The organism is Rhodococcus gordoniae (genome assembly GCF_001646655.1).
GTDB classification, from domain to species: Bacteria; Actinomycetota; Actinomycetes; order Mycobacteriales; family Mycobacteriaceae; genus Rhodococcus; species Rhodococcus gordoniae.
On the sequence record NZ_LPZN01000006.1, the window covers coordinates 83,997 to 108,161 of the forward strand.

Annotated in this window: 25 protein-coding genes; 22 read left to right on the forward strand and 3 right to left on the reverse strand. The window is 68.3% G+C overall.

Going from position 1 to position 24,165, the window contains the following annotated elements:
- The first annotated feature begins 18 nt into the window (after positions 1–18).
- From trpB to A8G18_RS05050, 6 genes are all read left to right on the forward strand, one after another.
- Positions 19–1,281 carry a tryptophan synthase subunit beta gene (trpB, locus tag A8G18_RS05025; RefSeq protein ID WP_064062974.1) on the forward strand — a complete coding sequence of 421 codons (1,263 nt, stop codon included), beginning with the start codon at positions 19–21 and terminating at the stop codon, positions 1,279–1,281.
- Positions 1,278–2,081, forward strand: a complete 804-nt coding sequence (gene trpA, locus A8G18_RS05030) for a tryptophan synthase subunit alpha (protein ID WP_016935009.1) — start codon at positions 1,278–1,280, stop codon at positions 2,079–2,081. Before trpB ends, trpA begins: the two co-directional genes overlap by 4 nt.
- Positions 2,078–3,088, forward strand: coding sequence for a prolipoprotein diacylglyceryl transferase (gene lgt, locus A8G18_RS05035; RefSeq protein ID WP_064062975.1), 1,011 nt, complete (start codon positions 2,078–2,080; stop codon positions 3,086–3,088). The genes trpA and lgt overlap by 4 nt, the downstream gene beginning before the upstream one ends.
- The gene (locus A8G18_RS05040; RefSeq protein WP_064062976.1) at positions 3,085–3,999 is read left to right on the forward strand and encodes a TM2 domain-containing protein; all 915 of its coding nucleotides are present in this window, start codon (positions 3,085–3,087) and stop codon (positions 3,997–3,999) included. The genes lgt and A8G18_RS05040 overlap by 4 nt, the downstream gene beginning before the upstream one ends.
- 92 nt (positions 4,000–4,091) lie before the next feature.
- Positions 4,092–5,513 carry a pyruvate kinase gene (gene pyk, locus A8G18_RS05045; RefSeq protein ID WP_064062977.1) on the forward strand — a complete coding sequence of 474 codons (1,422 nt, stop codon included), beginning with the start codon at positions 4,092–4,094 and terminating at the stop codon, positions 5,511–5,513.
- Complete coding sequence (locus A8G18_RS05050; protein WP_064062978.1) at positions 5,510–6,394, forward strand: acyl-CoA thioesterase II; 885 nt, start codon at positions 5,510–5,512, stop codon at positions 6,392–6,394. The genes pyk and A8G18_RS05050 overlap by 4 nt, the downstream gene beginning before the upstream one ends.
- Here A8G18_RS05050 and A8G18_RS05055 read toward each other — a convergent pair.
- Positions 6,361–6,558: a hypothetical protein gene (locus A8G18_RS05055; RefSeq protein WP_016935355.1), complete on the reverse strand. Its 198-nt coding sequence runs from the start codon at positions 6,556–6,558 to the stop codon at positions 6,361–6,363. The genes A8G18_RS05050 and A8G18_RS05055 overlap by 34 nt on opposite strands.
- Complete coding sequence (locus A8G18_RS05060; protein ID WP_064062979.1) at positions 6,555–7,172, reverse strand: DJ-1/PfpI family protein; 618 nt, start codon at positions 7,170–7,172, stop codon at positions 6,555–6,557. Before A8G18_RS05060 ends, A8G18_RS05055 begins: the two co-directional genes overlap by 4 nt.
- Positions 7,173–7,521: 349 nt before the next feature.
- Between A8G18_RS05060 and A8G18_RS05065 the strand changes: the two genes are divergently transcribed.
- Genes A8G18_RS05065 through A8G18_RS05080 form a run of 4 tightly spaced genes read left to right on the forward strand, consistent with a single transcriptional unit; the run spans position 7,522 to position 11,132 of the window.
- Positions 7,522–8,550 carry an isopenicillin N synthase family dioxygenase gene (locus A8G18_RS05065; protein ID WP_064063033.1) on the forward strand — a complete coding sequence of 343 codons (1,029 nt, stop codon included), beginning with the start codon at positions 7,522–7,524 and terminating at the stop codon, positions 8,548–8,550.
- A gap of 44 nt (positions 8,551–8,594) precedes the next feature.
- Positions 8,595–9,431, forward strand: a complete 837-nt coding sequence (locus A8G18_RS05070; RefSeq protein WP_064062980.1) for a MetQ/NlpA family ABC transporter substrate-binding protein — start codon at positions 8,595–8,597, stop codon at positions 9,429–9,431.
- Positions 9,431–10,450 carry a methionine ABC transporter ATP-binding protein gene (locus tag A8G18_RS05075; protein WP_064062981.1) on the forward strand — a complete coding sequence of 340 codons (1,020 nt, stop codon included), beginning with the start codon at positions 9,431–9,433 and terminating at the stop codon, positions 10,448–10,450. Before A8G18_RS05070 ends, A8G18_RS05075 begins: the two co-directional genes overlap by 1 nt.
- Positions 10,451–10,463: 13 nt before the next feature.
- On the forward strand, positions 10,464–11,132 hold the full coding sequence (locus A8G18_RS05080; RefSeq protein WP_064062982.1) for a methionine ABC transporter permease: 669 nt from the start codon (positions 10,464–10,466) through the stop codon (positions 11,130–11,132).
- A gap of 37 nt (positions 11,133–11,169) precedes the next feature.
- Here the strand turns inward: A8G18_RS05080 and A8G18_RS05085 are convergent, their stop codons facing one another.
- Positions 11,170–12,183: an iron-siderophore ABC transporter substrate-binding protein gene (locus tag A8G18_RS05085; RefSeq protein ID WP_064062983.1), complete on the reverse strand. Its 1,014-nt coding sequence runs from the start codon at positions 12,181–12,183 to the stop codon at positions 11,170–11,172.
- Positions 12,184–12,534: 351 nt separating this feature from the next.
- On the opposite strand from A8G18_RS05085, the gene A8G18_RS05090 reads away from it, so the two are divergent.
- The 12 genes from A8G18_RS05090 to nuoK all read left to right on the forward strand — a co-directional run bounded on the left by A8G18_RS05090 (position 12,535) and on the right by nuoK (position 24,157).
- A complete protein-coding gene (locus tag A8G18_RS05090) occupies positions 12,535–12,816 on the forward strand; it encodes a hypothetical protein (RefSeq protein WP_245207778.1) in 282 nt (93 codons plus the stop codon).
- Between the two features lie 79 nt (positions 12,817–12,895).
- Entirely contained in the window at positions 12,896–13,294 is a 399-nt protein-coding gene (locus A8G18_RS05095) for a PleD family two-component system response regulator (protein WP_425337690.1), read from the forward strand.
- Between the two features lie 255 nt (positions 13,295–13,549).
- The gene (locus tag A8G18_RS05100; RefSeq protein ID WP_016935086.1) at positions 13,550–13,909 is read left to right on the forward strand and encodes an NADH-quinone oxidoreductase subunit A; all 360 of its coding nucleotides are present in this window, start codon (positions 13,550–13,552) and stop codon (positions 13,907–13,909) included.
- 98 nt (positions 13,910–14,007) lie between these two features.
- On the forward strand, positions 14,008–14,562 hold the full coding sequence (locus tag A8G18_RS05105; RefSeq protein ID WP_059381031.1) for a NuoB/complex I 20 kDa subunit family protein: 555 nt from the start codon (positions 14,008–14,010) through the stop codon (positions 14,560–14,562).
- Positions 14,559–15,275: an NADH-quinone oxidoreductase subunit C gene (locus A8G18_RS05110; protein WP_064062984.1), complete on the forward strand. Its 717-nt coding sequence runs from the start codon at positions 14,559–14,561 to the stop codon at positions 15,273–15,275. The genes A8G18_RS05105 and A8G18_RS05110 overlap by 4 nt, the downstream gene beginning before the upstream one ends.
- Complete coding sequence (locus A8G18_RS05115; RefSeq protein WP_064062985.1) at positions 15,275–16,576, forward strand: NADH-quinone oxidoreductase subunit D; 1,302 nt, start codon at positions 15,275–15,277, stop codon at positions 16,574–16,576. The genes A8G18_RS05110 and A8G18_RS05115 overlap by 1 nt, the downstream gene beginning before the upstream one ends.
- Positions 16,573–18,759 (forward strand): NADH-quinone oxidoreductase subunit NuoF, encoded by a 2,187-nt coding sequence (gene nuoF, locus A8G18_RS22310; protein ID WP_084421514.1) that lies wholly within the window; start codon positions 16,573–16,575, stop codon positions 18,757–18,759. Before A8G18_RS05115 ends, nuoF begins: the two co-directional genes overlap by 4 nt.
- On the forward strand, positions 18,756–21,227 hold the full coding sequence (locus tag A8G18_RS05125; RefSeq protein ID WP_064062986.1) for an NADH-quinone oxidoreductase subunit G: 2,472 nt from the start codon (positions 18,756–18,758) through the stop codon (positions 21,225–21,227). Before nuoF ends, A8G18_RS05125 begins: the two co-directional genes overlap by 4 nt.
- Positions 21,224–22,525 (forward strand): NADH-quinone oxidoreductase subunit NuoH, encoded by a 1,302-nt coding sequence (gene nuoH / locus A8G18_RS05130; RefSeq protein WP_064062987.1) that lies wholly within the window; start codon positions 21,224–21,226, stop codon positions 22,523–22,525. Before A8G18_RS05125 ends, nuoH begins: the two co-directional genes overlap by 4 nt.
- A complete protein-coding gene (nuoI, locus tag A8G18_RS05135) occupies positions 22,525–23,070 on the forward strand; it encodes an NADH-quinone oxidoreductase subunit NuoI (protein ID WP_064062988.1) in 546 nt (181 codons plus the stop codon). The genes nuoH and nuoI overlap by 1 nt, the downstream gene beginning before the upstream one ends.
- Positions 23,067–23,861 (forward strand): NADH-quinone oxidoreductase subunit J, encoded by a 795-nt coding sequence (locus A8G18_RS05140; protein ID WP_064062989.1) that lies wholly within the window; start codon positions 23,067–23,069, stop codon positions 23,859–23,861. The genes nuoI and A8G18_RS05140 overlap by 4 nt, the downstream gene beginning before the upstream one ends.
- On the forward strand, positions 23,858–24,157 hold the full coding sequence (gene nuoK, locus A8G18_RS05145) for an NADH-quinone oxidoreductase subunit NuoK (RefSeq protein WP_016935375.1): 300 nt from the start codon (positions 23,858–23,860) through the stop codon (positions 24,155–24,157). The genes A8G18_RS05140 and nuoK overlap by 4 nt, the downstream gene beginning before the upstream one ends.
- Positions 24,158–24,165: the final 8 nt, after the last annotated feature.

A 24,165-nucleotide genomic window follows, 5' to 3' on the forward strand; every position in this document is an offset into this window, starting at 1 on the left:
GGCCGGGGGCTTCCCTCGATGAGCGAAGCCCTCGCCACTCCGACCGCGCACGAACCCGACGTCCGCGGCCACTTCGGAGCCTTCGGTGGCCGCTATGTGCCCGAGGCGCTCATGGCGGTGATCGAGGAGGTCACCGCCGCCTACGAGAAGGAACGCGTCGACCCCGGCTTCCTCGCCGAACTCGATCGGCTGCAGCGCGAGTACACCGGTCGCCCGTCCCCGGTCTACGAGGCCACTCGTCTCAGCGAACACGCCGGAGGCGCGCGCATCTTCCTCAAGCGCGAGGATCTCAACCACACCGGCTCGCACAAGATCAACAATGTGCTCGGGCAGGTGCTGCTCGCCAAGCGCATGGGCAAGACCCGCGTGATCGCCGAGACCGGCGCCGGCCAGCACGGCGTCGCCACCGCGACCGCGTGCGCCCTGTTCGGTCTCGAATGCCGGGTCTACATGGGCGAGGTCGACACCGAGCGGCAGGCGCTCAACGTCGCGCGCATGCGTCTGCTCGGCGCCGAGGTCATCGCTGCCAAGACCGGCTCGCGCACCCTCAAGGACGCGATCAACGAAGCGATGCGCGACTGGGTCACCAACGCCGACAACACCTATTACTGCTTCGGCACCGCCGCCGGTCCGCATCCCTTCCCGGCGATGGTCCGCGACTTCCAGCGCATCATCGGCCTCGAGGCACGCGTCCAGATCCGCGAGCTCACCGGTCGTCTGCCCGACGCCGTCGTCGCCTGCGTCGGCGGAGGGTCGAACGCGATCGGCATCTTCCATCCGTTCATCGACGACCCGTCCGTCAAGCTCGTCGGCTGCGAGGCCGGGGGAGACGGGGTCGAGACCGGACGCCACGCCGCCACCATCGGCGGCGGCACCCACGGTGCTCTGCACGGCGCGTACTCGTACCTGTTGCAGAACGAGGACGGCCAGACCATCGAATCGCATTCGATCTCCGCGGGGCTCGACTATCCCGGCGTCGGCCCCGAGCACGCCTGGCTCGCCGACACCGGCCGGGCCGAGTACCGCGCCGTCACCGACAGCGAGGCGATGGACGCTTTCGCGTTGCTGTGCCGCACCGAGGGCATCATCCCCGCTATCGAGTCGGCCCACGCCGTCGCCGGTGCCGTGAAGCTCGGCCCCGAACTCGGCAAGGGCGCCATCGTCCTCGTCAACCTGTCCGGTCGCGGAGACAAGGACGTCGACACCGCCGCCAAGTGGTTCGGTTACCTGCCGACCGACGAGTCCGCCGACAAGACCGGCCCCGAAGGAGCAGCCCAGTGAGCGCCCCGCACGAACGCCTGACCGAGATCTTCGCGACCTGCCGCGCCGAGAACCGCGCCGCGCTGGTCGGCTACCTCCCGGTCGGCTATCCGACCGTCGAGCGTTCCGTCGAGGCGATGAAGGTCCTCGTCGAGGGTGGCTGCGACCTCGTCGAGGTCGGCATCCCGTACAGCGACCCCGTCATGGACGGCACCACCATCCAGAACGCTGCGTTCGAGGCGATCGCCAACGGCGTCCGGGTCCGCGACGTCTTCCCCGCGGTCGAAGCGATCACCGCCGCCGGTGGCGCCGCAGTCGTGATGACCTACTGGAATCTCGTGAGCAAGTACGGCGTCGAGAACTTCGCGCGCGACCTCGCGGCGGCGGGCGGACTCGGCATCATCACACCGGATCTCGTGCCGGACGAGGCCGAGGAGTGGATCGCCGCCGCCGACAAGTACGGGCTCGGCCGGATCTTCCTGGTCGCACCGTCGTCGACCAACGAACGCCTCGCGATCACCCTCGACAAGTGCCGTGGCTTCGTCTACGCCACGTCGACGATGGGTGTCACCGGCGCTCGCGACAGTGTCGACAACCGCGCGCCGGAGATCGTCGCCCGGGTGCGCACGCACTCCGACATCCCGGTCGGCGTCGGCCTCGGTGTGCGCAACGGTGCACAGGCCGCGGAGATCGCGGGTTACGCCGACGGCGTGATCGTCGGTTCGGCGCTGGTCTCCGCAGTCGCGGAGGGACACGACGCGCTGCTCGCCCTCACACAGGATCTCGCGAAGGGCGTTCGCTCCGCTAACGTGCACTCGTGACATCCACTGCGTCTGTTCTGGCATATCTGCCGAGTCCGCCGCAGGGCGTCTGGTACCTCGGGCCCTTCGCCCTCCGTGCCTACGCCCTGTGCATCATCGTCGGGATCGTCGTAGCGATCTGGTGGGGCGACCGCCGCTGGGTCGCACGCGGCGGGCAGGCGGGCACCGTCCTCGACATCGCCGTGTGGGCGGTGCCCTTCGGCCTGATCGGCGGGCGGCTCTATCACGTCGCCACCGATTGGCAGAAATACTTCGGAGCCGGGGCGGACCCGGTCGACGCCCTGAAGATCTGGGAGGGCGGCCTCGGTATCTGGGGCGCCGTCGCGTTCGGTGCGCTGGGTGCGTGGATCGGGTGCCGCCGGCGCGGGATCCCGCTGCCCGCCTTCGGGGACGCGCTCGCCCCGGCGATCCTGCTGGCGCAGGCCATCGGGCGCCTCGGCAACTGGTTCAACCAGGAACTCTACGGCCGCGAGACCACGGTCCCGTGGGGACTCGAGATCTACGAGCGGCGCAACGGCGCGGGACAGGTCGCTCCCGGGCTGGTCGACGGTGTGTCCACGGGTGAGGTGGCCTTCGTCGTGCACCCGACCTTCCTCTACGAACTGCTGTGGAACCTCGCCGTGGTGCTGTTGCTGGTGCTCGTCGACCGGAAGTTCACGATCGGCCACGGACGACTGTTCGCCCTCTACGTGGCCGGGTACTGCGCGGGCCGGTTCTGGATCGAACTCATGCGCACGGACGCCGCCACCGAGATCGCGGGCATCCGGATCAACACGTTCACCTCGGGCATCGTGTTCGTGCTCGCGGTCGCGTACTTCGTCCTCGCGCGCAAGGGTCGCGAGGAGCCTTCGACACTGAATCCGGGGGCGGCAGCGCACGCGGCCGACCCGGCGGCCGAGGACGAGACGGCCGGGACCTCGCCTGCCGCCGGCACCGCCGGCCCCTCGCCTGCCGCCGGTAGAGTCGACGAGGCGACGTCCGGAGACAACAAGGGGGATCACTCGTGACCACACAGGACCCGGGAGCTGCGGGAGCACCCGATTCGGAGCCTGCCAAGCCGGACCTGACGAAGCGGACCGGGTCCGGACCCGGCGCGGACGCCCCGGATCGGTCGGAGAGCGACCAGACGCCGCCGCCCGATCTCGGGCGCGCCTTCGACTACGACGCCACCGCGCAGGCCTCGCTGTCGGCGCAACCGCCCACCCTCGACTCCCTCGGTGGTGCCACCGGCACTCCGGGGCCCGGATGGGACACCTATTCCGGTGTCGGCAACGGACCGGGTTGGGGCAACACCCCGAGTTACCCGCCGCCGGCCGAGCACCAGTCCGACTATCCGCCCCCGGGCGACTACCCCTACGGCGAGCATCCGGGCCGGACCGAGTCCGGGGCCGGGCCGGTCTACGGGACACCCGATCCGCACTTTCCGATCGGGTCCCCGCAACAGGACCCTTCGCAGGGCGGGTACACCGGTCCGCAGGGATCGCACCAGGCGCAGGGATACGGCCCGCCGCAGGGTGGGTACACCGGTCCGCAGGGATCGCACCAGGCGCAGAGTTACGGCCCGCCGCAGGGTGGACAGGGATACGGCCCGCCGCCCGGTTACGGGGTGATGCCCGCCTACGGCTACCCCGACCCGTCGAACCCGTACGGTCGCGACGCCGCAGCGCCCTTCGGACGCGATCCCTACACCGGCGAGCCGTACTCCGACAAGAGCAAGGTCACCGCAGGTGTGCTGGAGATCCTGCTCGGCGCCTTCGGTGCCGGACGCTTCTATCTCGACCAGCCGGGCGTGGCGGTCGCGCAGATCGCCGTCACCTGGCTCACCTGTGGTATCGGTGGCATCTGGCCGTTGATCGACGGCATCCTGATGCTCACCGGCAAGGTCCGCGACAAGAACGGACGTCAACTTCGTCCGTGATGCCCCGGCATCGCCCGTCTCACGGGCACCCCGGCGACACGCGCCGGGGTGCTGAGATGGAGGGTCCGGGCGTCGAGGGCTAGGCTCGAACCGTGACCCGACGCACCAAGATCGTTTGCACTATGGGGCCGGCCACCGCCGACCCCGATGTCCTGCGGAATCTCGTCGACGCCGGAATGGACGTCGCCCGCCTGAATTTCAGCCACGGCGAACACGCCGACCACGAGGGCCACTACAACCGGGTCCGCGCTGCGTCGGAGGCCTCCGGGCACGCCGTAGGCATCCTCGCCGATCTCCAAGGGCCGAAGATCCGGCTCGGACGATTCGCAGAGGACCGCACCGTATGGGAGCACGGTGAGGTCGTCCGCATCACCGTCGACGACGTGATGGGCGACCACGACCGCGTCTCGACCACCTACAAGGAACTCGCGCAGGACGCCGTCGCCGGCGACCGGCTGCTCGTCGACGACGGCAAGGTCGGATTGGTCGTCGAGGCCGTCGAAGGCAACGACGTCGTCTGCCGGGTCATCGAGGGCGGACCGGTCAGCAACAACAAGGGTGTCTCCCTGCCGGGGATGAATGTTTCCGTTCCGGCCATGTCGGAGAAGGACATCGAGGATCTCGAGTTCGCGCTCCGTCTCGGTGTCGACTTCATCGCCCTGTCGTTCGTGCGGTCCCCGGCCGACGTCGAACTCGTCCACGAGGTGATGGACCGGGTCGGCCGGCACGTGCCGGTGATCGCCAAGCTCGAGAAGCCCGAGGCCGTCGAGAACCTCGAGGCCGTGGTCCTCGCCTTCGACGCGGTCATGGTGGCGCGCGGCGATCTCGGCGTCGAGCTGCCGCTCGAGGAGGTCCCGCTCGTGCAGAAGCGCGCAATCCAGATTGCGCGCGAGAACGCCAAGCCCGTCATCGTCGCGACGCAGATGCTCGAGTCGATGATCGAGAACTCGCGTCCCACCCGCGCCGAGGCCTCCGATGTCGCGAACGCGGTGCTCGACGGCGCCGACGCTGTGATGCTCTCGGGTGAGACCTCCGTCGGGAAGTTCCCGGTCGAAACGGTCCGCACGATGGCGCGCATCATCACCGCCGTCGAATCCGATTCGACGGAAGTGCCTGCGCTGACGCACGTTCCGCGTACCAAGCGCGGTGTCATCTCGTACGCCGCCCGCGACATCGGCGAGCGTCTCGACGCCAAGGCGCTCGTCGCCTTCACCCAGTCCGGCGACACCGTGCGCCGACTGGCGCGTCTGCACACGCCGCTGCCGCTGCTCGCCTTCACGCCCGCCCCGCACATCCGTAACCAGCTGGCACTGACGTGGGGCACCGAGACCTTCTCGGTCGAACCGGTCGACACCACCGATCAGATGGTCGAACAGGTCGACGCCGCCTTGTTGTCGCTGGGCCGGTACCAGCGCGGCGACCTCGTCGTGATCGTCGCCGGTGCGCCCCCCGGACGTTCGGGTTCGACCAACCTCATCCACGTGCACCGGTTGGGTGAGAAAGACACCCGGTGACGCGTTCGGACACAAAGGATCTCGACGTTCTCCTCGGACTGCTCGACCTGGAGCAGGTCGAGGAGAACGTCTTCCGTGGCGGTCATCCCCCGCAGGTCGGCAGCCGCACCTTCGGCGGTCAACTCGTCGCGCAGGCGCTCGTCGCGGCCGGGCGCACCGTCGGTGATCGACCCGTGCACGCGATCAACGCCCATTTCATCCGGGGCGGCGACGTCAAGCGACCCATCGACTACCACGTCGTCACCCACCGGGACGGCCGGGATTTCGCCAACCGGATGGTCACCGCCTGTCAGGACGAGCAGGAACTGTTCGTCATGCTCGCCGCTTTCCAGCGATGGGGCAAGGGACTCGAACATTCGGTGACCGTCCCCGAAGTTCCACTGCCCGAAGCGCTTCCACCCATCGGCGAACGTCTGCGCGGCTTCGAGGACCAGCTGCCGCACTTCGTCGGCGCACTCAAGCCGATCGACATGCGGTACGCCAACGACCCCGCCTGGGTGTTGCGGGGAACGGGGGAGAAGCTCGGCCACAACCGCGTGTGGATGCGCGCCGACGGGCAACTACCCGACGCTCCGCTGCTCCACGTCGCCACGCTGGCCTACGCGTCCGACACGACCGTCCTAGACTCGATCCTCACCACGCACGGCCTCTCGTGGGGACTCGACCGGATCGTGGCGGCGACGGTCAACCATTCGATCTGGTTCCACCGTCCGCTCCGCTTCGACGAATGGCACCTGTACGCCACGGAATCCCCGGTGGCGGCCGGTTCCCGTGGTATGGCGACGGGACGCTACTTCACCATCGAGGGCGAACTCGTCGCGACCGTCGTGCAGGAAGGGCTCATCCGTCACTTCCCGCCGCGTCGTCCGTCGGGGAGCTGATCGGCCGATCGGTCGACCGCGGCGGACAGTGCGCGCATGCCCTGCACGATCGTCATCGGGGCTTCGACGCCGGTCTCGTCGCACGGTGCGCGTGCAGCGTCGGCATGGGTCGGACCGATCGCGGAGACCGCGCCGAGCAGGTCCGTCTCGCGGTGTTCCGTCACGACCCGGACGCCATGAGCTCGCAATAGCCTCGCGGGTCGCGCTCGCCGTAGAGGGCGTACCAGGCGTCGAGGACACGCGGTTCGTACATGTCGAGCCGCGCGAAGATCGCGCGGGCGAAGTCGACCGGGGCGATGCCGCTCGCGGTGATGAGATCACCGTCCGTGACCGCGGGCTCGTCCCGGTACAGCCCCGCGCCGCCGTATCCGACACCCTGCAGGAACTCGAGGGCGTTGCTCGTATGGGGCCGCTCGTCGAGCAGTCCGGCAGCGGCGAGCGCACCGGTCGCGCCGCAGACCGCGGCCACCGGTACGCCGGCGTCGAGGAACTGCCGGGCCTTGTCGACGAAGGGGGCGTAGGCGTCGGTCGACCAGATGTCGTTGCCCGCGAGGATCAGCATCGCGCTGTCCTCCGGCGTCGCATCCGCGAGCACGGTGTCCGGGACTATCCGCAGTCCGCCCTTCGTCGTGACCGGCTCGGCGGAGACGCCGACCGTGCGGACGCGGTACCGTCCGGGATTCCGCTGCCATTCGGGATCCGCGATGTGCGCCGTGACGTATCCGATCTCCCAGTCCGCCAGGGTGTCGTACACGGCGACGTGAACCGTTTCCACCATGACAGTATGGTGGCAGGAACGTACTGTGCCGGCAACGGGCCTCGTTGCCCGTCGGGGGTGATTTGCCCGGTGGTCGCGGAGGCGATTAGCCTTGATCAGGACCACGTCGTGGCGCCACTGTCGTCGAAGGTCGCGCGCGGCCTCATCGGAGGAGAACATGGGCAACACTCACACGCAGACTGTGAGCACACGCGCTCGGGGCGCCGTGGCTCCTGCGTGTTGTCGTTGCCGCTGATCTCCCTGCCCGGGCAGCTCGTCCTGCCCTCACGATTTCCCTGAGTCCGCCGCGACCGACGGTCCGGCAAGCGACCGGGAATCCTCGCATCCGATGCGGTTCGAAAGGCACATCATGTCCGATTCGGCGGTATTACCCGTCGTCGATCTGTCCGATCTCGACGGCGACGACACAACACGTACTGCTCTGCTCGATCGTCTCCGGGTCGCCACCCACGAGATCGGGTTCTTCCATCTCGCCGGCCACGGGATCGACACCGTGCTCGCGGACGACCTCGTCGCCGCGGCCCGCGAGTTCTTCGCCCTTCCCGAGGCGGACAAGCTCGCCGTCGAGAACATTTACTCGCCTCACTTCCGCGGCTACACCCGCGTCGGTGGCGAGCGCACCCAGGGCAACGTCGACTGGCGCGAACAACTCGACATCGGTCCGGAGCGCGACGCCGTCGCCGAGATCGGCCCCGACCGTCCCTGGGAGGTGCTGCACGGCCCCAATCTGTGGCCGGAGCGGATCCCGCGACTGCGCGAACTGGCACTGCGCTGGATCGACGAGGCCGGCAACGTCGGACGCCGGCTGCTCGGTGCCTGGGCCGAATCGCTCGGCGCCCCGGCCGATCACTTCGAGAAGGCCTTTGCCGATCCCGACCCGCTGCTCAAGATCGCGCGCTATCCCGGGCACGACCGGTCGGTCACCGACCAGGGAGTAGGCAGTCACAAGGACGTCGGTGCGTTGACGCTGCTGTATCCCGAACCCGGCAGCACCGGATTCCAGGTCGAACTCGACGGTAGCTGGGTCGACATCGACCCGCTCCCAGGGCATTTCATCGTCAACATCGGGGAACTCCTCGAGGTCGCCACCGGTGGTTACCTCCAGGCGACGGTCCATCGGGTGCTGCCCCCGCCCGCGGGCACGGACCGCGTGTCGTTGCCGTTCTTCCTCAATCCCGGCCTCGACCGGGCACTCCCGCCGGTGGAGTTGCCCGCAGAACTCGCAGCAGCCGCCCGCGGTGTCGGTCCCGACGCGCACGGCGGTACCCTGCACGCCGTCTACGGCCTCAACGCACTCAAATCCCGCCTCCGGGCACACCCGAACGTGGCGGAGCGTTTTCACGCGGATCTCCTCGCCCGCTTCGCTGCACCCCGATAATCGATTCTGTCCGTCCCGCAATCCCTACGGAAGGTATCCACCCGATGTCACTGCGTCGTATCGTCGTCGCCTCCGCTGCGCTCACCCTCGCGGTGGGTCTCGCGGCCTGCTCGTCGTCCGAAGAGGACGGCACCACCCTCCGGATCTCTGCATCGTCCACTCCGCACGTCGAGATCCTCGACCACGTCGTGAGCACCGGGGCGCTGGGCGACTACACGCTCGACATCGTCGAGATCACCGGTGAGGTCGATCCCAACGAATTGCTCGAGGCCGGCGACGTCGACGCGAACTATTTCCAGCACGAGCCCTACCTGACGGACTGGCAGAAGCAGAAGGGTGTCGACGATCTCGTCGCGGTCGCCGACGTGCACCTCGAGCCGATCGGCCTGTACTCGAACAAGATCGGCTCGCTCGACGAGCTGAAGGACGGCGACACCGTCGCCGTGCCGCGCGACACCACCAACTACGCCCGCGCGCTGTACCTGCTCGAATCGGCCGGGCTGATCGAGATGGACGTGCCCTTCGAGGACGCCGACCTGTCGGTGGTCACCGAATCGAACATCACCGCCAACCCGAAGAACCTGAACCTCGTCGGCATCGAGCGTCCGCAGCTCGCCCGTCAGCTCGACGACGCGCAGATCACCGCCGCCGTGATCAACTCCAACTACGCGCTCGAAGCCGGCCTCGATCCGGCCGACGACGCCATCGTCACCGAGAAGGTGGAGAACAACCCCTTCTCCAACCTGCTCGTCGTGCGGGCCGAGAACGAGAACGACCCGGCCGTCACCGCTCTCGCCGAGGCTCTCGAATCGCCCGAGACGGCTGTCTGGATCGAGGAGACCTACTCCGGCGCCGTGCTTCCGGTTCACCCGACGAACTGATGATCGTCGTCGAGAACCTCGTCAAGACCTTCCCCGGAGCCGGGCGCTCCGGGGAGGTCGCGGCGCTGCGAGGGGTGTCGCTCGAGATCCCGGACGGCGAGATCTACGGCATCGTGGGCCCGTCCGGATCCGGCAAGTCCACCCTGTTGCGCTGCCTGAACCTGCTCGAGCGGCCCACCTCGGGACGGATCCTGCTCGGCAAGGACGATCTGTCGACGTTGTCCGGAGCCGATCTGCGTGCGGCCCGTCGCCGGATCGGGACGGTCTTCCAGCAATTCAACCTGCTGCATTCGCGCACGGTGATCCGGAACGTGGAGTTCCCGCTAGAGGTAGCCGGGGTGAGCAAGGAGCAGCGACGGAAACGAGCCCTGGAACTGCTCGATCTCGTCGGCCTGGTGGGCAAGGGGGAGAGCTTCCCGTCGCAGCTGTCCGGTGGTCAGCAACAGCGTGTGGGTATCGCCCGCGCACTCGCGGCCGAACCGGAGGTACTGCTGTGCGACGAGGCCACGAGCGCCCTGGACCCCGACACCACCGATCAGGTTCTCGATCTCGTCGCCGAGGTGAACAGACGACTGGGTGTCACGGTCGTGGTGATCACGCACGAACTCGGGGTGCTGCGCCGGATCTGCACCTCGGCCGCACGTCTCGCCGCAGGGCAGGTCGTCGAGACCGGCCGGATCGTCGATCTCGTCGCCGATCCCGAATCGGCACTCGGGCACGCACTCGTCCCGGTCGGCACCGACCCGTCGGCGGGATCGGGTGCGGACACGGCTCTGGTCACCGCAATCGGCGATGCCGCACACGGACCGTGGCTCGCGGAGATGATCCGTGCCCTCGACACCGATGTCGCAGTGGTCGGCGGCCGGGTCGAACAGGTCGGCAGCGTCACCGTGGGCCGGATGCGCCTGCGGTTCACGGCGGGCACCGACCGGGCACGCATCGAGGGATTCGTGGCCGAACGCCCGTACCTGAGCCTGGCCTGGGGGACGGAAGGCGAACTGGAGGGACTCACGGAATGACGGTGCAGGCGCGATGAACAAGCTTCAGTGGTACGACGCCTTCCCGGAAGTGTGGGAAGCCACCCTCGAGACGCTCTACATGGTTGCCGTGTCGTTCCTGCTCACCATCGTCGGTGGTGTGCTGGTCGGGATCGTATTGCAGTTGACCTCACCGTCCGGACTGTGGCCCCGCAGGACGCTCAACACCGTTCTCGGTGTGATCGTCAACCTGTTCCGGTCGCTGCCCTTCCTCATTCTGCTGATCGCCCTGATCGGGTTCACCCGCTTCGTCGTGGGCACCGCGATCGGGCCCACTGCGGCGATCGTGCCGCTCACCATCGGCGCGATCCCGTTCTTCGGCCGGATCGTCGAATCCGCGTTGCGGGAGGTGCCGCGCGGCCGGGTCGAGGCGGCCCAGGCGATGGGAGCCACGAACCTCCAGATCGTGCGCAAGGTGCTGCTGCCGGAGGCGTTGTCGCCGCTGATCGCCGGAGCCACCCTCACGCTCGTGCTGCTGGTGGGCTACTCGGCGATGGCCGGCGTCATCGGTGGTGGCGGTCTCGGCGACTTCGCGATCGTCTACGGCTACCAGCGGTTCAACACGCCGGTGCTGCTGGTCGCGGTGGTCGTTCTCATCGTGATGGTGCAGATCGTGCAGTCCATCGGTGATCTGATGATCCGCAGGCTCGCGCACCGGCGGTGACACCCGGGAGCCGGGCGCACCACCGGTGGCGTCCGGCTCAGCGGTCGAGCTTCGCGATCGCCTCGTCGATGAGCGGGATGTAGCGGTCGATCGCCCACGGCACGGTGAGCGGATTGATGATCGACGAGCCGGTGACGAAAGGTTGTTCCTTCGGCGCGACCAGCGACCCGCGGGCGACCGCCGGGATCTGCCGGTAGACCGGCTGGGCTTCGATCTCGGCGCGGTTCGCCGGGTCGGAGTAGAAGGTGAAGATCAGGTCCGATTCGGACAGCAGGCCGGCGTTCTCGAGACCGATGACCGCGGAGTCGGTGCCCTCGGTCTCCTCGAGCGTCTCCGCGACCGGGTCGACCGTCAATCCGAGTCCGCGGACCATCGCCACCCGTTGTTCATCGGGCATGAACACCCCGAGCGTGCCGGGTCCGGTGTTGTAGATGTAGGAGAACGTCACGTCGGTGTACTCGGGATGGGCAGCCGCGGCGGCCTCGAAGGTGTCCTCGATCTCGGTGATCAGGCCGAGGGACTCCTCGTGCCGGCCGAGGGCGGTGCCGATGGTCTCGATCTGGTCCTGCCAGGTGATCGTCCACGGCAGTTCGGGATAGGCGACGGTCGGGGCGATCGCGGACAACAGGTCGTACTGTTCCTGCGTGATCCCGGACCACGGAGCAAGGATGACGTCCGGCGCGAGTCGGGCGATCGCCTCGACGTCCACCTCGGCTCCGCCGGTGAACTGTTCGGGCAGCGGCTCGTCACGCTCGGTCAATTCCTCGTGGATCCAGGGCAGATATCCCGTTTCGTCGCTGCCCCAGGGATATTCCTCCACACCGATCGGGGTGACACCCAATGCGATCGCCGTCTCGGCCGAGCCCATCCCGAGCGTGACGACCCGTTCGGGTTGCGCGTCGATCTCGGCGGTCCCCAGTGCGTGTTCGATCACGACGGGCTCGAATTCGCCGGTGAGTGAGTCGTTCGGCTCGATGTCGGCTCCGGACGAGCAGGCCGTGAGGGCGACGGCGGCGGCGACCAGCACGGCGGTCGCGCGCGGAATGCGCATCAGGGCTACCGGGCGAGGCTCGCGGCCGGGGCGCAGGGATCGGAGTTTCATGGGTACCTCTCGGCGATGGGGGCAGATCAAGAGGTGAGCCTAACCTTCTTTCGAGCCCGTCGGTGACCGGCAGATTTCAGGGTGCCTGTCGGATTCGTGATGTCCCACAAACAGATCACGAGACGCATGTCACATTTGATAGTATTCTGTTATCGAAACCGCTCACGGCCCGAGCGGAGAAGGGAATGGCCGTAACCGGCTCCCGCGGGGGTTCGCTCGTCACCGACAATTCGTCGACAGGGATGGTGAGTGGACGCGGGAGTGCGGGAGGGGTCGTTCCGGGGAGGAACGGAGATGCTCATGGTTGCATCCACAGGCAAGAGGCCCGATTCGATACCACGCTCGAGTCGGCGAATTCTCGCGATCATCGCGCTCACGGGAATGCTCACGATCGGTTTCCTGGCGGCGGTGTTCACCGGGTCCTATCTGATCGGCGGTGCGTTCGCCATGCTGACCGGTGCGTGCATCGTCCTGGCGCACCTGATGATCGCGCCCGCCTCGATCATCCACGACGACGAGGCGGAGACGGCTGCCCGTTCCGATGTCCGGGGGCGGTGGCATCTTCTCGGAAGCGGATCCTGATCTCGGGCTCCGTCTCCGTACCGCCCCGCGACACGCGGGTTCCCCGGGCGAACCACCGGCCTCGGCTAGCATCGTGCCCGTGACCGACTCGCTGCGCATCCTCGTCTACAGCGACGATGCGACCGTGCGGCAGCAGGTTCGTGATGCCCTCGGTACCCGCCTGCACCCGGATCTGCCCCCGCTCGACTATGTGGAGGTCGCGACACCACCGGTCGTCGTCGAACGCATGCATGCCGGCGACATCGATCTCGCCGTGCTCGACGGTGAATCCGCTCCGGCCGGCGGGATGGGGATCGCGAAGCAGCTCGAGGACGAACTCGACTCGTGTCCGCCGATCGTCGTCCTGATCGCCCGCGCCGACGATGAATGGCTGGCCCGCTGGTCGGGCGCCGAGGTGGCGCTGCGGCATCCGGTCGACCCGATCCGGCTCGGCCGGCAGGTCCTTGCTCTGCTCACCCCCCGCTCCCGCCACTCCTGACCCTTCGGGCGCGGCCGGCAGACCGCGAACCTGTATGAGGGGAGGGGAATCTACCCTCCTTCCCGGTGCGGAGCAGCCCGACACGCCGCCCCGAATCGGGGGTGTGAAATCGCGACAAGTCCGACGCGAACACCACTAGTGTGTGCCGTAACTCACATGCCGGCCCTGGGGCGAGGACCCCCGGTGCACGGCGGAGTGGGTGCGCGGGCGACGAGAAGGCCCGCGGCCGGATTCGCGCGAGGAACCGGAGGTGGCATGAACGCCTATGTACCGATCCTGGTACTCGGTGGCATCGCGCTGGCCTTCGCGGTTTTCTCCGTCGCGGTGGCGAGCCTCGCGGGTCCGAGCCGATACAACCGTGCCAAACTCGACGCCTACGAGTGCGGCATCGACCCGACGCCCCAGCCGGTGGGTGGTGGCCGCTTCCCGGTGAAGTACTACCTCACCGCGATGCTGTTCATCATCTTCGACATCGAGATCGTCTTCCTGTACCCGTGGGCGGTCCACTTCGACGCGCTCGGCGTCTTCGGTCTGGCAGCGATGGCGCTGTTCATGTTCAACGTCTTCGTCGCCTACGCCTACGAGTGGAAACGAGGAGGCCTGACATGGGACTGACGCCCTACATGCCCGCCCGGACCTGTTGTACCCGAAGCGGTTACGCGACCCGTCCGGCGGTCGTCCGGTCCGTCCGACTCCGGGGGGAGTGACAGGTCATGGGCATCGAGGAGAAGGTTCCCAGCGGTTTCCTGCTCAGCACCGTCGAGACACTCGCCGGGTTCGCACGCAAGGGTTCACTGTGGCCCGCCTCCTTCGGGCTCGCGTGCTGTGCCATCGAGATGATGGCCACCGCGGGCGGACGCTACGACATCGCCCGATTCGGCATGGAAGCGTTCCGGGCCTCGCCGCGGCAGGCCGACGTGATGATCGTCGCCGGGCGCGTCAGCCAGAAGATGGCCCCCGCGCTGCGCCGCGTCTACGACCAGATGGTCGAACCGAAGTGGGTGCTCGCAATGGGGGTGTGCGCCTCGTCCGGCGGGATGTTCAACAACTACGCGATCGTCCAGGGTGTCGACCACGTCGTCCCCGTCGACATCTATCTCCCGGGCTGTCCGCCCCGGCCCGAGATGCTCCTCCACGCGATCCTGACACTGCACGAGAAGATCGCACAGATGCCTCTCGGCGTGAACCGGGCCGAGGCGATCCGCGCCGCGGAGGAAGCCGCCCTGGCCCAGCGTCCGCTCATCGAACTGACGGTGCCGCCGCGATGACCGGTCTCGAACGGACCGGATCCGACCACGACGACCGCGCCGACGAGGTGATCGCGGTCCGCCGCGGCATGTTCGGGGTGCGTGGATCCGGTGACACCAGCGGCTACGGACGCCTCGTGCGCCGGGTGACGCTGCCCGGCAGCACCGACCGTCCCTACGGCGGGTACCTCGACGACCTCGTCGACACCCTCGAGGACGTACTCGACGAACGCTCCGGCGACACCGCGGTGGGTTACGCCGACGCGGTGGAGAAGATCGTCGTGCACCGCCACCAACTGACCGCCTTCGTCCGCCGCGAGCAGCTGCCCCTCGTGGCCGGCACCCTGCGCGACCATCCCGCGCTCCGATTCGAGCTGTGCCTCGGGGTGTCGGGCGTGCACTATCCGCAGGAGACGGGCCGGGAACTGCACGCGGTGTATCCACTCGTCTCGATCACCCACAACCGCCGCATGCGTCTCGAGGTCGCGATCCCCGACAGCGACCCGCACGTCCCGTCGCTGTACCGCATCTACCCGACGAACGACTGGCACGAACGCGAGACCTACGACTTCTTCGGGATCGTCTTCGACGGTCATCCCGCGCTCACGCGCATCGAGATGCCCGACGACTGGCGCGGGCACCCCCAGCGCAAGGACTACCCTCTCGGCGGAATCCCCGTGGAGTACAAGGGAGCCCGGATCCCGCCACCCGACGAACGGAGGGCGTACACGTGATGAGCGAACCCGCCGGCGAGACCGTCTTCGACGCCGTCGGACGCGACTGGGACGACATCGCCGCCGCCGTGCGCGACAGCGGTGAGGACCACATCGTCGTCAACATGGGACCCCAGCACCCGTCCACCCACGGCGTCCTGCGCCTGATCCTCGAGATCGACGGCGAGACGGTCACCGAGGCGCGTTGCGGAATCGGGTATCTCCACACCGGAATCGAGAAGAATCTCGAATACCGCAACTGGACCCAGGGCGTCACCTTCGTCACGCGCATGGACTACCTCGCGCCGTTCCACAACGAGACCGCCTACTGCCTCGGTGTCGAGAAACTCCTCGGCATCGAGGATCTCGTCCCCGAACGCGCGCAGGTCGTGCGGGTGATGCTGATGGAACTCAACCGCATCTCCTCGCATCTGGTGGCGCTGGCCACCGGCGGCATGGAACTCGGTGCGACGACACCGATGCTGTTCGGATTCCGCGAGCGCGAACTGATCCTCGACGTCTTCGAGACGATCACCGGACTGCGGATGAACCACTCCTACATCCGGCCCGGCGGACTCTCCCAGGACCTGCCCGACGAGGCCGTGCCGATGATCCGCGACCTGCTCGCCGTGCTGCCCGCCCGGCTCGCCGATCTCGAAGCGTTGTTCACCGACAATCCGATCTTCATCTCGCGCACCCGAGACATCGGCTGCCTCGATCTCACCGGATGCATGGCCCTCGGCGTCACCGGCCCGATCCTCCGATCGACCGGACTGCCCTACGATCTGCGCCGCGCCGAACCCTATTGCGGTTACGAGACCTACGAGTTCGACATCGTCACCGCCGAGGGATCCGACTGCTACGCGCGCTATCTCGTGCGGATCGGGGAGATGCGCGAGTCGCTGAAGATCGTCGAGCAGTGCCTCGACCGGCTCCGTCCCGGCCCGGTGATGGTGCAGGACGGCAAGATCGCCTGGCCGTCGAAACTCCGGCTCGGACCGGACGGGCTCGGCAACTCGCCCGACCACATCCGCCACATCATGGGCGAATCGATGGAGGGCCTGATCCACCATTTCAAACTCGTCACCGAAGGTATCCGAGTCCCGGCGGGACAGGTCTACATCGGTGTCGAATCGCCGCGCGGCGAGCTCGGCGTCCACCTGGTCAGCGACGGTGGCACGCGGCCCTACCGCGTGCACTACCGCGATCCCTCGTTCACGAATCTGCAGGCCGTCGCGGCGATGTGCGAGGGCGGCATGGTCTCCGACGTCATCGCCGCCGTCGCCAGCATCGACCCGGTGATGGGGGGAGTGGACCGATGAGCACCGAATTCGTGCGGGCCCCGGGCTCGGAGACCGTCGGCACGGCGGGCACGAGCGAGACGTCCGCCGCCGTGCCGATGACCGAACCCGCTGCGCGCGAACCCGTCCTCGTCCCGCTCGGGCCGCGCCCCGACGAGGACACCTATCTCACCCCACCCGATGCGCCGCGCCACTATCCCGACGACGTGCGCGCCCGTCTCGACGCCGACGCCGATCGGATCGTCGCACGCTACCCGCAGCCACGATCGGCGCTGCTACCGCTGCTGCATCTGGTGCAGGCGGAGGACGGCTACATCACCCCCGCCGGGATCGAGTTCTGTGCCCGGCGGCTGGGGCTCACCGGCGCCGAGGTCGCCGCCGTCTCGACGTTCTACACCATGTACCGCCGCTCGCCGACCGGCCGCCACCACGTCGGGGTGTGCACGAACGCGCTGTGCGCGACGATGGGCGGCGACGAGATCTTCTCCGCCCTGTGCACCCGGCTCGGCATCGGACACGACGAGACCACCGCCGACGGCGCGATCACCCTCGAACACATCGAATGCAACGCGGCGTGCGACTACGCCCCGGTGATGACCGTCGACTGGGAACTGTTCGACAACCGCACCGTCGACTCCGCGATCGAGCTCGTCGACGACCTGCTCGCCGGCGGCACGCCCGCACCGACGCGCGGCGCCCCGCTGCGCAACTTCCGCGACACCGCACGCCTGCTCGCGGGGATCCCCGACGACCGGCCCGGTGCGCTCGAAGCCGCCGGTACCGCCGGACCGGCCTCCCTGGCCGGACTCGGGGTCGCCCGCGAGCACGACATGCGGGCACCGGAACCGCCGGAGAAGGACGAGGCCGTCGTCACCGTCGGGAAATTCCCGACGGGTCTGACCCCTGTGCTCACCCGTTACTGGGACGAGGAGCGGGCGTGGACCTTCGATGCCTACCGGCGGCACGGCGGCTACGAGGCCCTGCCCATCGCGCTCGGTACGGATCCGGACGCCGTCATCGCCGCGGTGAAGGACTCCGGGATCCGCGGCCGCGGCGGTGCCGGATTCTCCACCGGAACCAAGTGGTCGTTCATCCCGCAGGGCGACGACAAGCCGCACTACCTCGTCGTCAACGCCGACGAATCCGAACCGGGTACCTGCAAGGACATCCCGTTCATGCTGGCCACCCCGCACGCCCTCGTCGAAGGCGTCATCATCGCCGCCTACGCGATCCGCGCCCGGCACGCGTTCATCTATCTGCGCGGAGAGGCCGTCCCGGTGCTGCGGCGCCTGCACGCCGCGGTTGCCGAGGCCTACGAGGCCGGTTATCTCGGACGCGACATACTCGGTTCCGGATACGACCTCGAACTCGTCGTCCACGCGGGTGCGGGCGCGTACATCTGCGGCGAGGAAACCGCCCTGCTCGACTCCCTCGAGGGCCGACGCGGCCAGCCTCGTCTGCGCCCACCCTTTCCCGCCGTCGCGGGCCTGTACGCGTGCCCGACCGTCGTCAACAATGTCGAGTCCATCGCCAATGTCCCGCTCGTCATCCGCAACGGTGTGGACTGGTACCGCTCGATGGGCACCGAGAAATCCCCGGGCTTCGCGATGTTCTCCCTGTCCGGGCACGTCAGCACCCCCGGTCAGTACGAGGCCCCGCTCGGCATCACACTGCGGGAGCTGCTCGGCTACGCCGGGGGTGTGCGCGCCGGCCACCGGCTCAAGTTCTGGACACCCGGCGGTTCGTCGACCCCGATCTTCACCGACGAACATCTCGACGTCCCTCTGGACTACGAGAACGTCGCCGCCGCCGGGTCGATGCTCGGGACCCGGGCCCTGCAGATCTTCGACGAGACCACCTGCGTCGTCCGCACGGTGCTGCGCTGGACGGAGTTCTACGCTCACGAATCGTGCGGCAAGTGCACCCCCTGCCGCGAGGGCACCTGGTGGCTCGTGCAGATCCTCGACCGGCTCGAACACGGTCGGGGTACCGAAGCCGACCTGGAGAAACTGCTCGACATCTCCGACAACATCCTCGGCCGGGCATTCTGCGCGCTCGGTGACGGTGCGACCAGCCCGATCACCTCGTCGCTGAAGTACTTCCGCGACGAGTATCTCGCGCACTTCGAACACGGCGGCTGCCCGTTCGACCCGCACCTGTCGACGCTCGCCGCCGACATTCCCGCGGAAGGAGGCGAGCGATGACCGCCGTGTCCGGTGCCGGTGCGGAGAAGTCCGAGACCACCGACCTGGTGAACGTCACCATCGACGACACCGGGATCGCCGTACCCAAGGGCACTCTCGTGATCCGCGCCGCCGAACTGATCGGGGTGCAGATCCCACGGTTCTGCGACCACCCGCTGCTCGAGCCGGTCGGCGCGTGCCGGCAGTGCCTCGTCGAGGTCGAGGGCCAGCGCAAACCGCTCGCGTCGTGCACCTCGGTGGTCACCGACGGCATGGTCGTCCGCACCCAGTTCACGTCGCCGGTGGCCGACAAGGCCCAACGCGGCGTGATGGAACTGCTGCTCATCAACCATCCGCTCGACTGCCCGGTGTGCGACAAGGGTGGCGAGTGCCCGCTGCAGAACCAGGCGATGTCCAACGGCCGCGCCGAGTCCCGCTTCGAGGACACCAAACGCACCTATCCGAAACCCATCGCGATCTCCTCACAGGTGCTCCTCGACCGCGAACGGTGCGTGCTGTGCGCCCGATGTACCCGCTTCGCCGATCAGGTCGCGGGCGACCGGTTCGTCGACATGCTCGACCGCGGAGCGCTGCAGCAGGTCGGCATCTACACCGAGGAACCCTTCGAGTCGTATTTCTCCGGCAACACCGTCCAGATCTGCCCGGTCGGTGCCCTCACGGGCGCCGCCTACCGGTTCCGCGCCCGCCCGTTCGACCTGGTCTCCACACCGAGCGTGTGCGAACACTGCGCGAGCGGTTGCGCCCAACGCACCGACCACCGTCGCGGAGCCGTGCTGCGCCGCCTCGCCGGAGACGACCCCGAGGTCAACGAGGAATGGAATTGCGACAAGGGACGCTGGGCGTTCACCTACGCCACCGCCGACGACCGCCTCACCACGCCCCTCGTCCGCGACCACACGGGAGCGCTCGTCCCCGCCTCGTGGATCGAGGCGCTCGGGGTCGCCGCCCGCGGGCTGGCGGCGGCACGTGGCAGGGCCGCAGTCCTGACCGGCGGCCGGCTCACCGTCGAGGACGCCTACGCCTACGCGAAATTCGCGCGTACGGCGCTCGGCACCAACGACATCGACTTCCGCAGCCGCGCCTTGTCGGACGAGGAGACGGCCTTCCTCGCCGCGCGGGTCGCCGGACGGCACCTCGAGGTCACCTACCGCGACCTCGACCGCGCGCCGGCGGTGCTGCTCGTCGGATGCGAACCCGAGGAGGAATCGCCGATCGTCTTCCTGCGGCTGCGCAAGGCGGTCCGGCGGAACAGGCTGCAGGTCTTCACGATCGCGCCGTTCACCTCGCGCGGCGTGCACAAACTGTCGGGGCGACTCGAGCAGTGCGTACCGGGCGACGAGGCGCGTGCACTCGACGCGATCCGCACCGGATCGTCCTCCGACGCGGCCGCCGCGCTGCGAACTCCCGGTGCGATCGTGCTGGTGGGGGAGCGCGCTGCAGTGTCGCCCGGTGCACTGTCCGCCGCGGCGGCCCTCGCCGATGAGACCGGAGCCCGCCTGGCGTGGATCCCGCGGCGCGCCGGTGATCGCGGCGCCCTCGAAGCGGGTGCGTTCCCGACCCTGCTGCCCGGGGGCCGCCCGGTCGACGACCCGCAGGCCCGTCGCGACATCGAGTCGGCCTGGGGTCTTGCGGCCGACACCCTGCCGTCCCGGCCGGGTCGCGACACCGCGGCGATCCTGGCCGCAGCCACCGAGGGCGCGCTGGGCGCGCTCGTGGTCGCCGGGGTCGAACCCGCCGACCTGCCCGATCCCGATGCCGTACATGCCGGCCTCGACGGCGCCGGGTTCGTCGTGAGTCTGGAAGTGCGGCGCAGCGCGGTGACCGACCGCGCCGACGTGGTCTTTCCCGTCGCGCCGGTAGCCGAGAAGGCCGGGAGCTTCCTCGACTGGGAAGGGCGCGAGCGGGTGTTCCCGATCGCGCTCCGCGACACCGGGGCACTGCCCGATCACCGGGTGCTCGCGGCGATCGCCGATGCTCTGGATCTCGATCCCGGACTCGACGGTCCCGGCTCCCACGACGTCGACACTCTGCGCCGCGAACTCGCGGCCCTCGGGCGATGGACGGGCGCCGTCCCCGAGACACCGGTGACGTCTCCGCGACCTGCACCACGTCCCGTTCTCGGGGAGGCGGTCCTCGCCACCTGGCGGATGCTCCTCGACGCGGGCCGGTCGCAGGACGACGAACCCCACCTCGCCGGGACGGCGCACGAACCCGTCGCCCGCCTGTCGGCCGCGACAGCAGCGGAGATCGGGGCGGCCGACCACCGTTCGCTCACCGTCTCCACCGGACGCGGGTCGATCACGCTTCCGCTGGTGATCGACGAGCTGCCCGACCGTGTCGTCTGGTTGCCCACCGCCTCGCCGGGTTCGATGGTGCACCTCGATCTCGGCGTCACCGCCGGTGATGTGGTGCGGATCCGAGCCGCCGCGACGACGAGCACGGGATCGGCCGAGGAGGATCCGCGATGAGCGTCACCGCCCAGCAGTCCGTGGACCTGTCGATGTTCGGTATCGATCCGTGGTGGCTCGTCGTCGTGAAGGCCCTCGCGATCTTCGCGTTCCTGGTTCTGACCACGCTCGTGATGATCCTCGCCGAACGCAAGATCATGGCCTGGATGCAGATGCGGGTCGGACCCGACCGGGTGGGACCGAAAGGACTGTTCCAGACCGTCGCCGACGGCCTGAAACTCGCTCTCAAGGAAGGCATCATCCCGACCGGGGTGGACAAGCCGATCTATCTGCTCGCCCCGATCATCGCGACGGCCCCGGCGTTCATGGCGTTCGCGGTCGTCCCGTTCGGACCGGAGGTGTCGATCTTCGGAACTCGAACGCCGCTGCAGCTCACGGATCTTCCCGTCGCGGTCCTCTACGTCCTGGCGATCACCTCCGTCGGCGTCTACGGCATCGTGCTCGCCGGCTGGGCCTCCGGCTCGACCTACCCCCTGCTCGGTGGCCTCCGCTCCACCGCGCAGGTCATCTCCTACGAGATTGCGATGGGACTCGCGTTCGCCGCGGTCTTCCTGCAGGCGGGCACGATGTCGACCTCGGGGATCGTCGCCGCGCAGAACGACCTGTGGTTCGTCGTGCTGCTGCTCCCGTCGTTCCTGGTGTACTCGGTGTCGATGGTGGGGGAGACCAACCGCGCTCCCTTCGATCTTCCCGAAGCCGAAGGCGAACTCGTGGGCGGCTTCCACACCGAGTACTCGTCGCTGCGGTTCGCGATGTTCATGCTCGCGGAGTACGTCAACATGGTCACTGTCTCCGCGCTCGCGACCACCTTGTTCCTCGGCGGCTGGCACGCGCCGTGGCCGCTGACGCTGTGGAGCGGCGCGAACTCGGGCTGGTGGCCGCTGCTGTGGTTCGTGATCAAGGTGTGGGTCGTGCTGTTCGTCTTCGTCTGGCTGCGCAGCACTCTGCCGAGGCTGCGATACGACCAGTTCATGGCCCTGGGCTGGAAACTGCTCATCCCCGTCTCGGTGGTGTGGGTGATGGTCGTGGCCGTGCTGCGCCTCCTCGACGGCCACGACGTGCTTCCCGGCACCGCGAGTCTCATCGTCGCCGGTGTGCTGTCCACGGCGCTGCTGTTCGGCTACCTGTCCCTGCGCGCGCGGCGGACCCGGCGTACCGCACAGGCGATCGAGCTGCCCGGACCCGACGAGGAATTCGACGCCATGGCCGGTGGATTCCCCGTGCCGCCACTACCTGCCCGGTCGGGCACCCGACCGAGCCCGCCCGCTTCGGCGGGTCGTCTCCCAGGAGGATCGTGATGGTCGAATTCCGCGGCCCGCTGGCCGGTTTCGGTGTGACGCTCACGACGATGTTCAAGAAGCCCAACACCGAGCAGTATCCGGAGCAGAAGAGACCCACCGCACCCCGCTATCACGGACGCCACCAGCTCAACCGGTATCCGGACGGGCTCGAGAAATGCATCGGCTGCGAACTGTGCGCGTGGGCGTGCCCGGCCGACGCCATCCACGTCGAGGGCGCCGACAACACCGATCAGGAGCGGTACTCGCCCGGGGAACGGTACGGACGTGTCTACCAGATCAACTACCTGCGGTGCATCGGCTGCGGACTGTGCATCGAGGCGTGCCCGACCCGCGCGCTGACGATGACGAACGAGTACGAGATGGCCGCGGACAACCGCACCGACATGATCTACGAGAAGGACCGGTTGCTCGCCCCCCTCGAATCCGGGATGCAGCCACCTCCGCATCCCATGGCGCCCGGCGCCACCGACGAGGACTACTACCGGGGCACGATCCCGGTGCCCGAGCACGTGTCCGCCGCCGACGGGGAGGAACACCGGTGACCACCGTCCTGCTCGCCGCCGAACTCGTCACGACCTCCACCGGGGAGGCCGTGCAGTTCTGGATCCTCGGCGCCGTCGCGGTGCTCGGGGCGCTCGGCGTCGTCGTCGCCCCGAAAGCCGTGTATTCGGCGCTGTTCCTCGCCATGACGATGATCGTGCTCGCCGTCTTCTACATCGCGCAGGACGCCGTGTTCCTCGGTGTGGTGCAGGTCGTGGTCTACACCGGCGCGGTCATGATGCTGTTCCTGTTCGTGCTCATGCTCGTCGGCATCGACTCGTCCGATTCCCTCGTCGAAACCATCAAGGGCCAGCGCGTTCTCGCGATCGTCGTGGCGATCGGATTCGCGGTGATGCTCATCGGCGGCATCGGGAACACCGCTGTGTCCGGATTCGCGGGACTCGACGCCGCCAACGCCGGCGGCAACGTCGAGGGTCTGGCGGTGTTGCTGTTCATCGACTACGTCTGGGCGTTCGAACTCACCGGGGCGCTGCTCATCACCGCCACCGTGGGTGCGATGGTGCTCGCCCACCGGGAACGATCGGAGCCCAGGAAGACCCAACGCGAACTCGCCGCACGCCGGTTCCGAGAAGGAGAACGGGTCACTCCGCTGCCGGCTGCGGGTGTCTACGCCCGCCACAACGCCGCCGACGTTCCGGCCCTGCTCCCGGACGGCTCGTTCTCCGAACTGTCGGTCGGTGAGCTGCTCGGCCGCATCGGCCGCGACTGGGACCACACCGAGCTCGGCCTGCGCGAACCCGGCGGTGACGACGCGAGGAAGGATCGGCGATGAACCCCGAGAACTACCTCTACCTGTCGGCACTGCTGTTCACCATCGGCGCAGTGGGAGTTCTCGTCCGCCGCAACGCCATCGTCGTGTTCATGTGCGTCGAACTGATGCTCAACGCCGCCAACCTGGCCTTCGTCACCTTCGCGCGGATGCACGGCAACCTCCACGGCCAGGTGTTCGCCTTCTTCACGATGGTCGTCGCGGCCGCCGAGGTCGTCGTCGGTCTCGCCATCATCGTGACGATCTTCCGGACGAGGCGATCCGCCTCCGTCGACAACGCAGACCTGCTCAAGTACTGACAACCCAC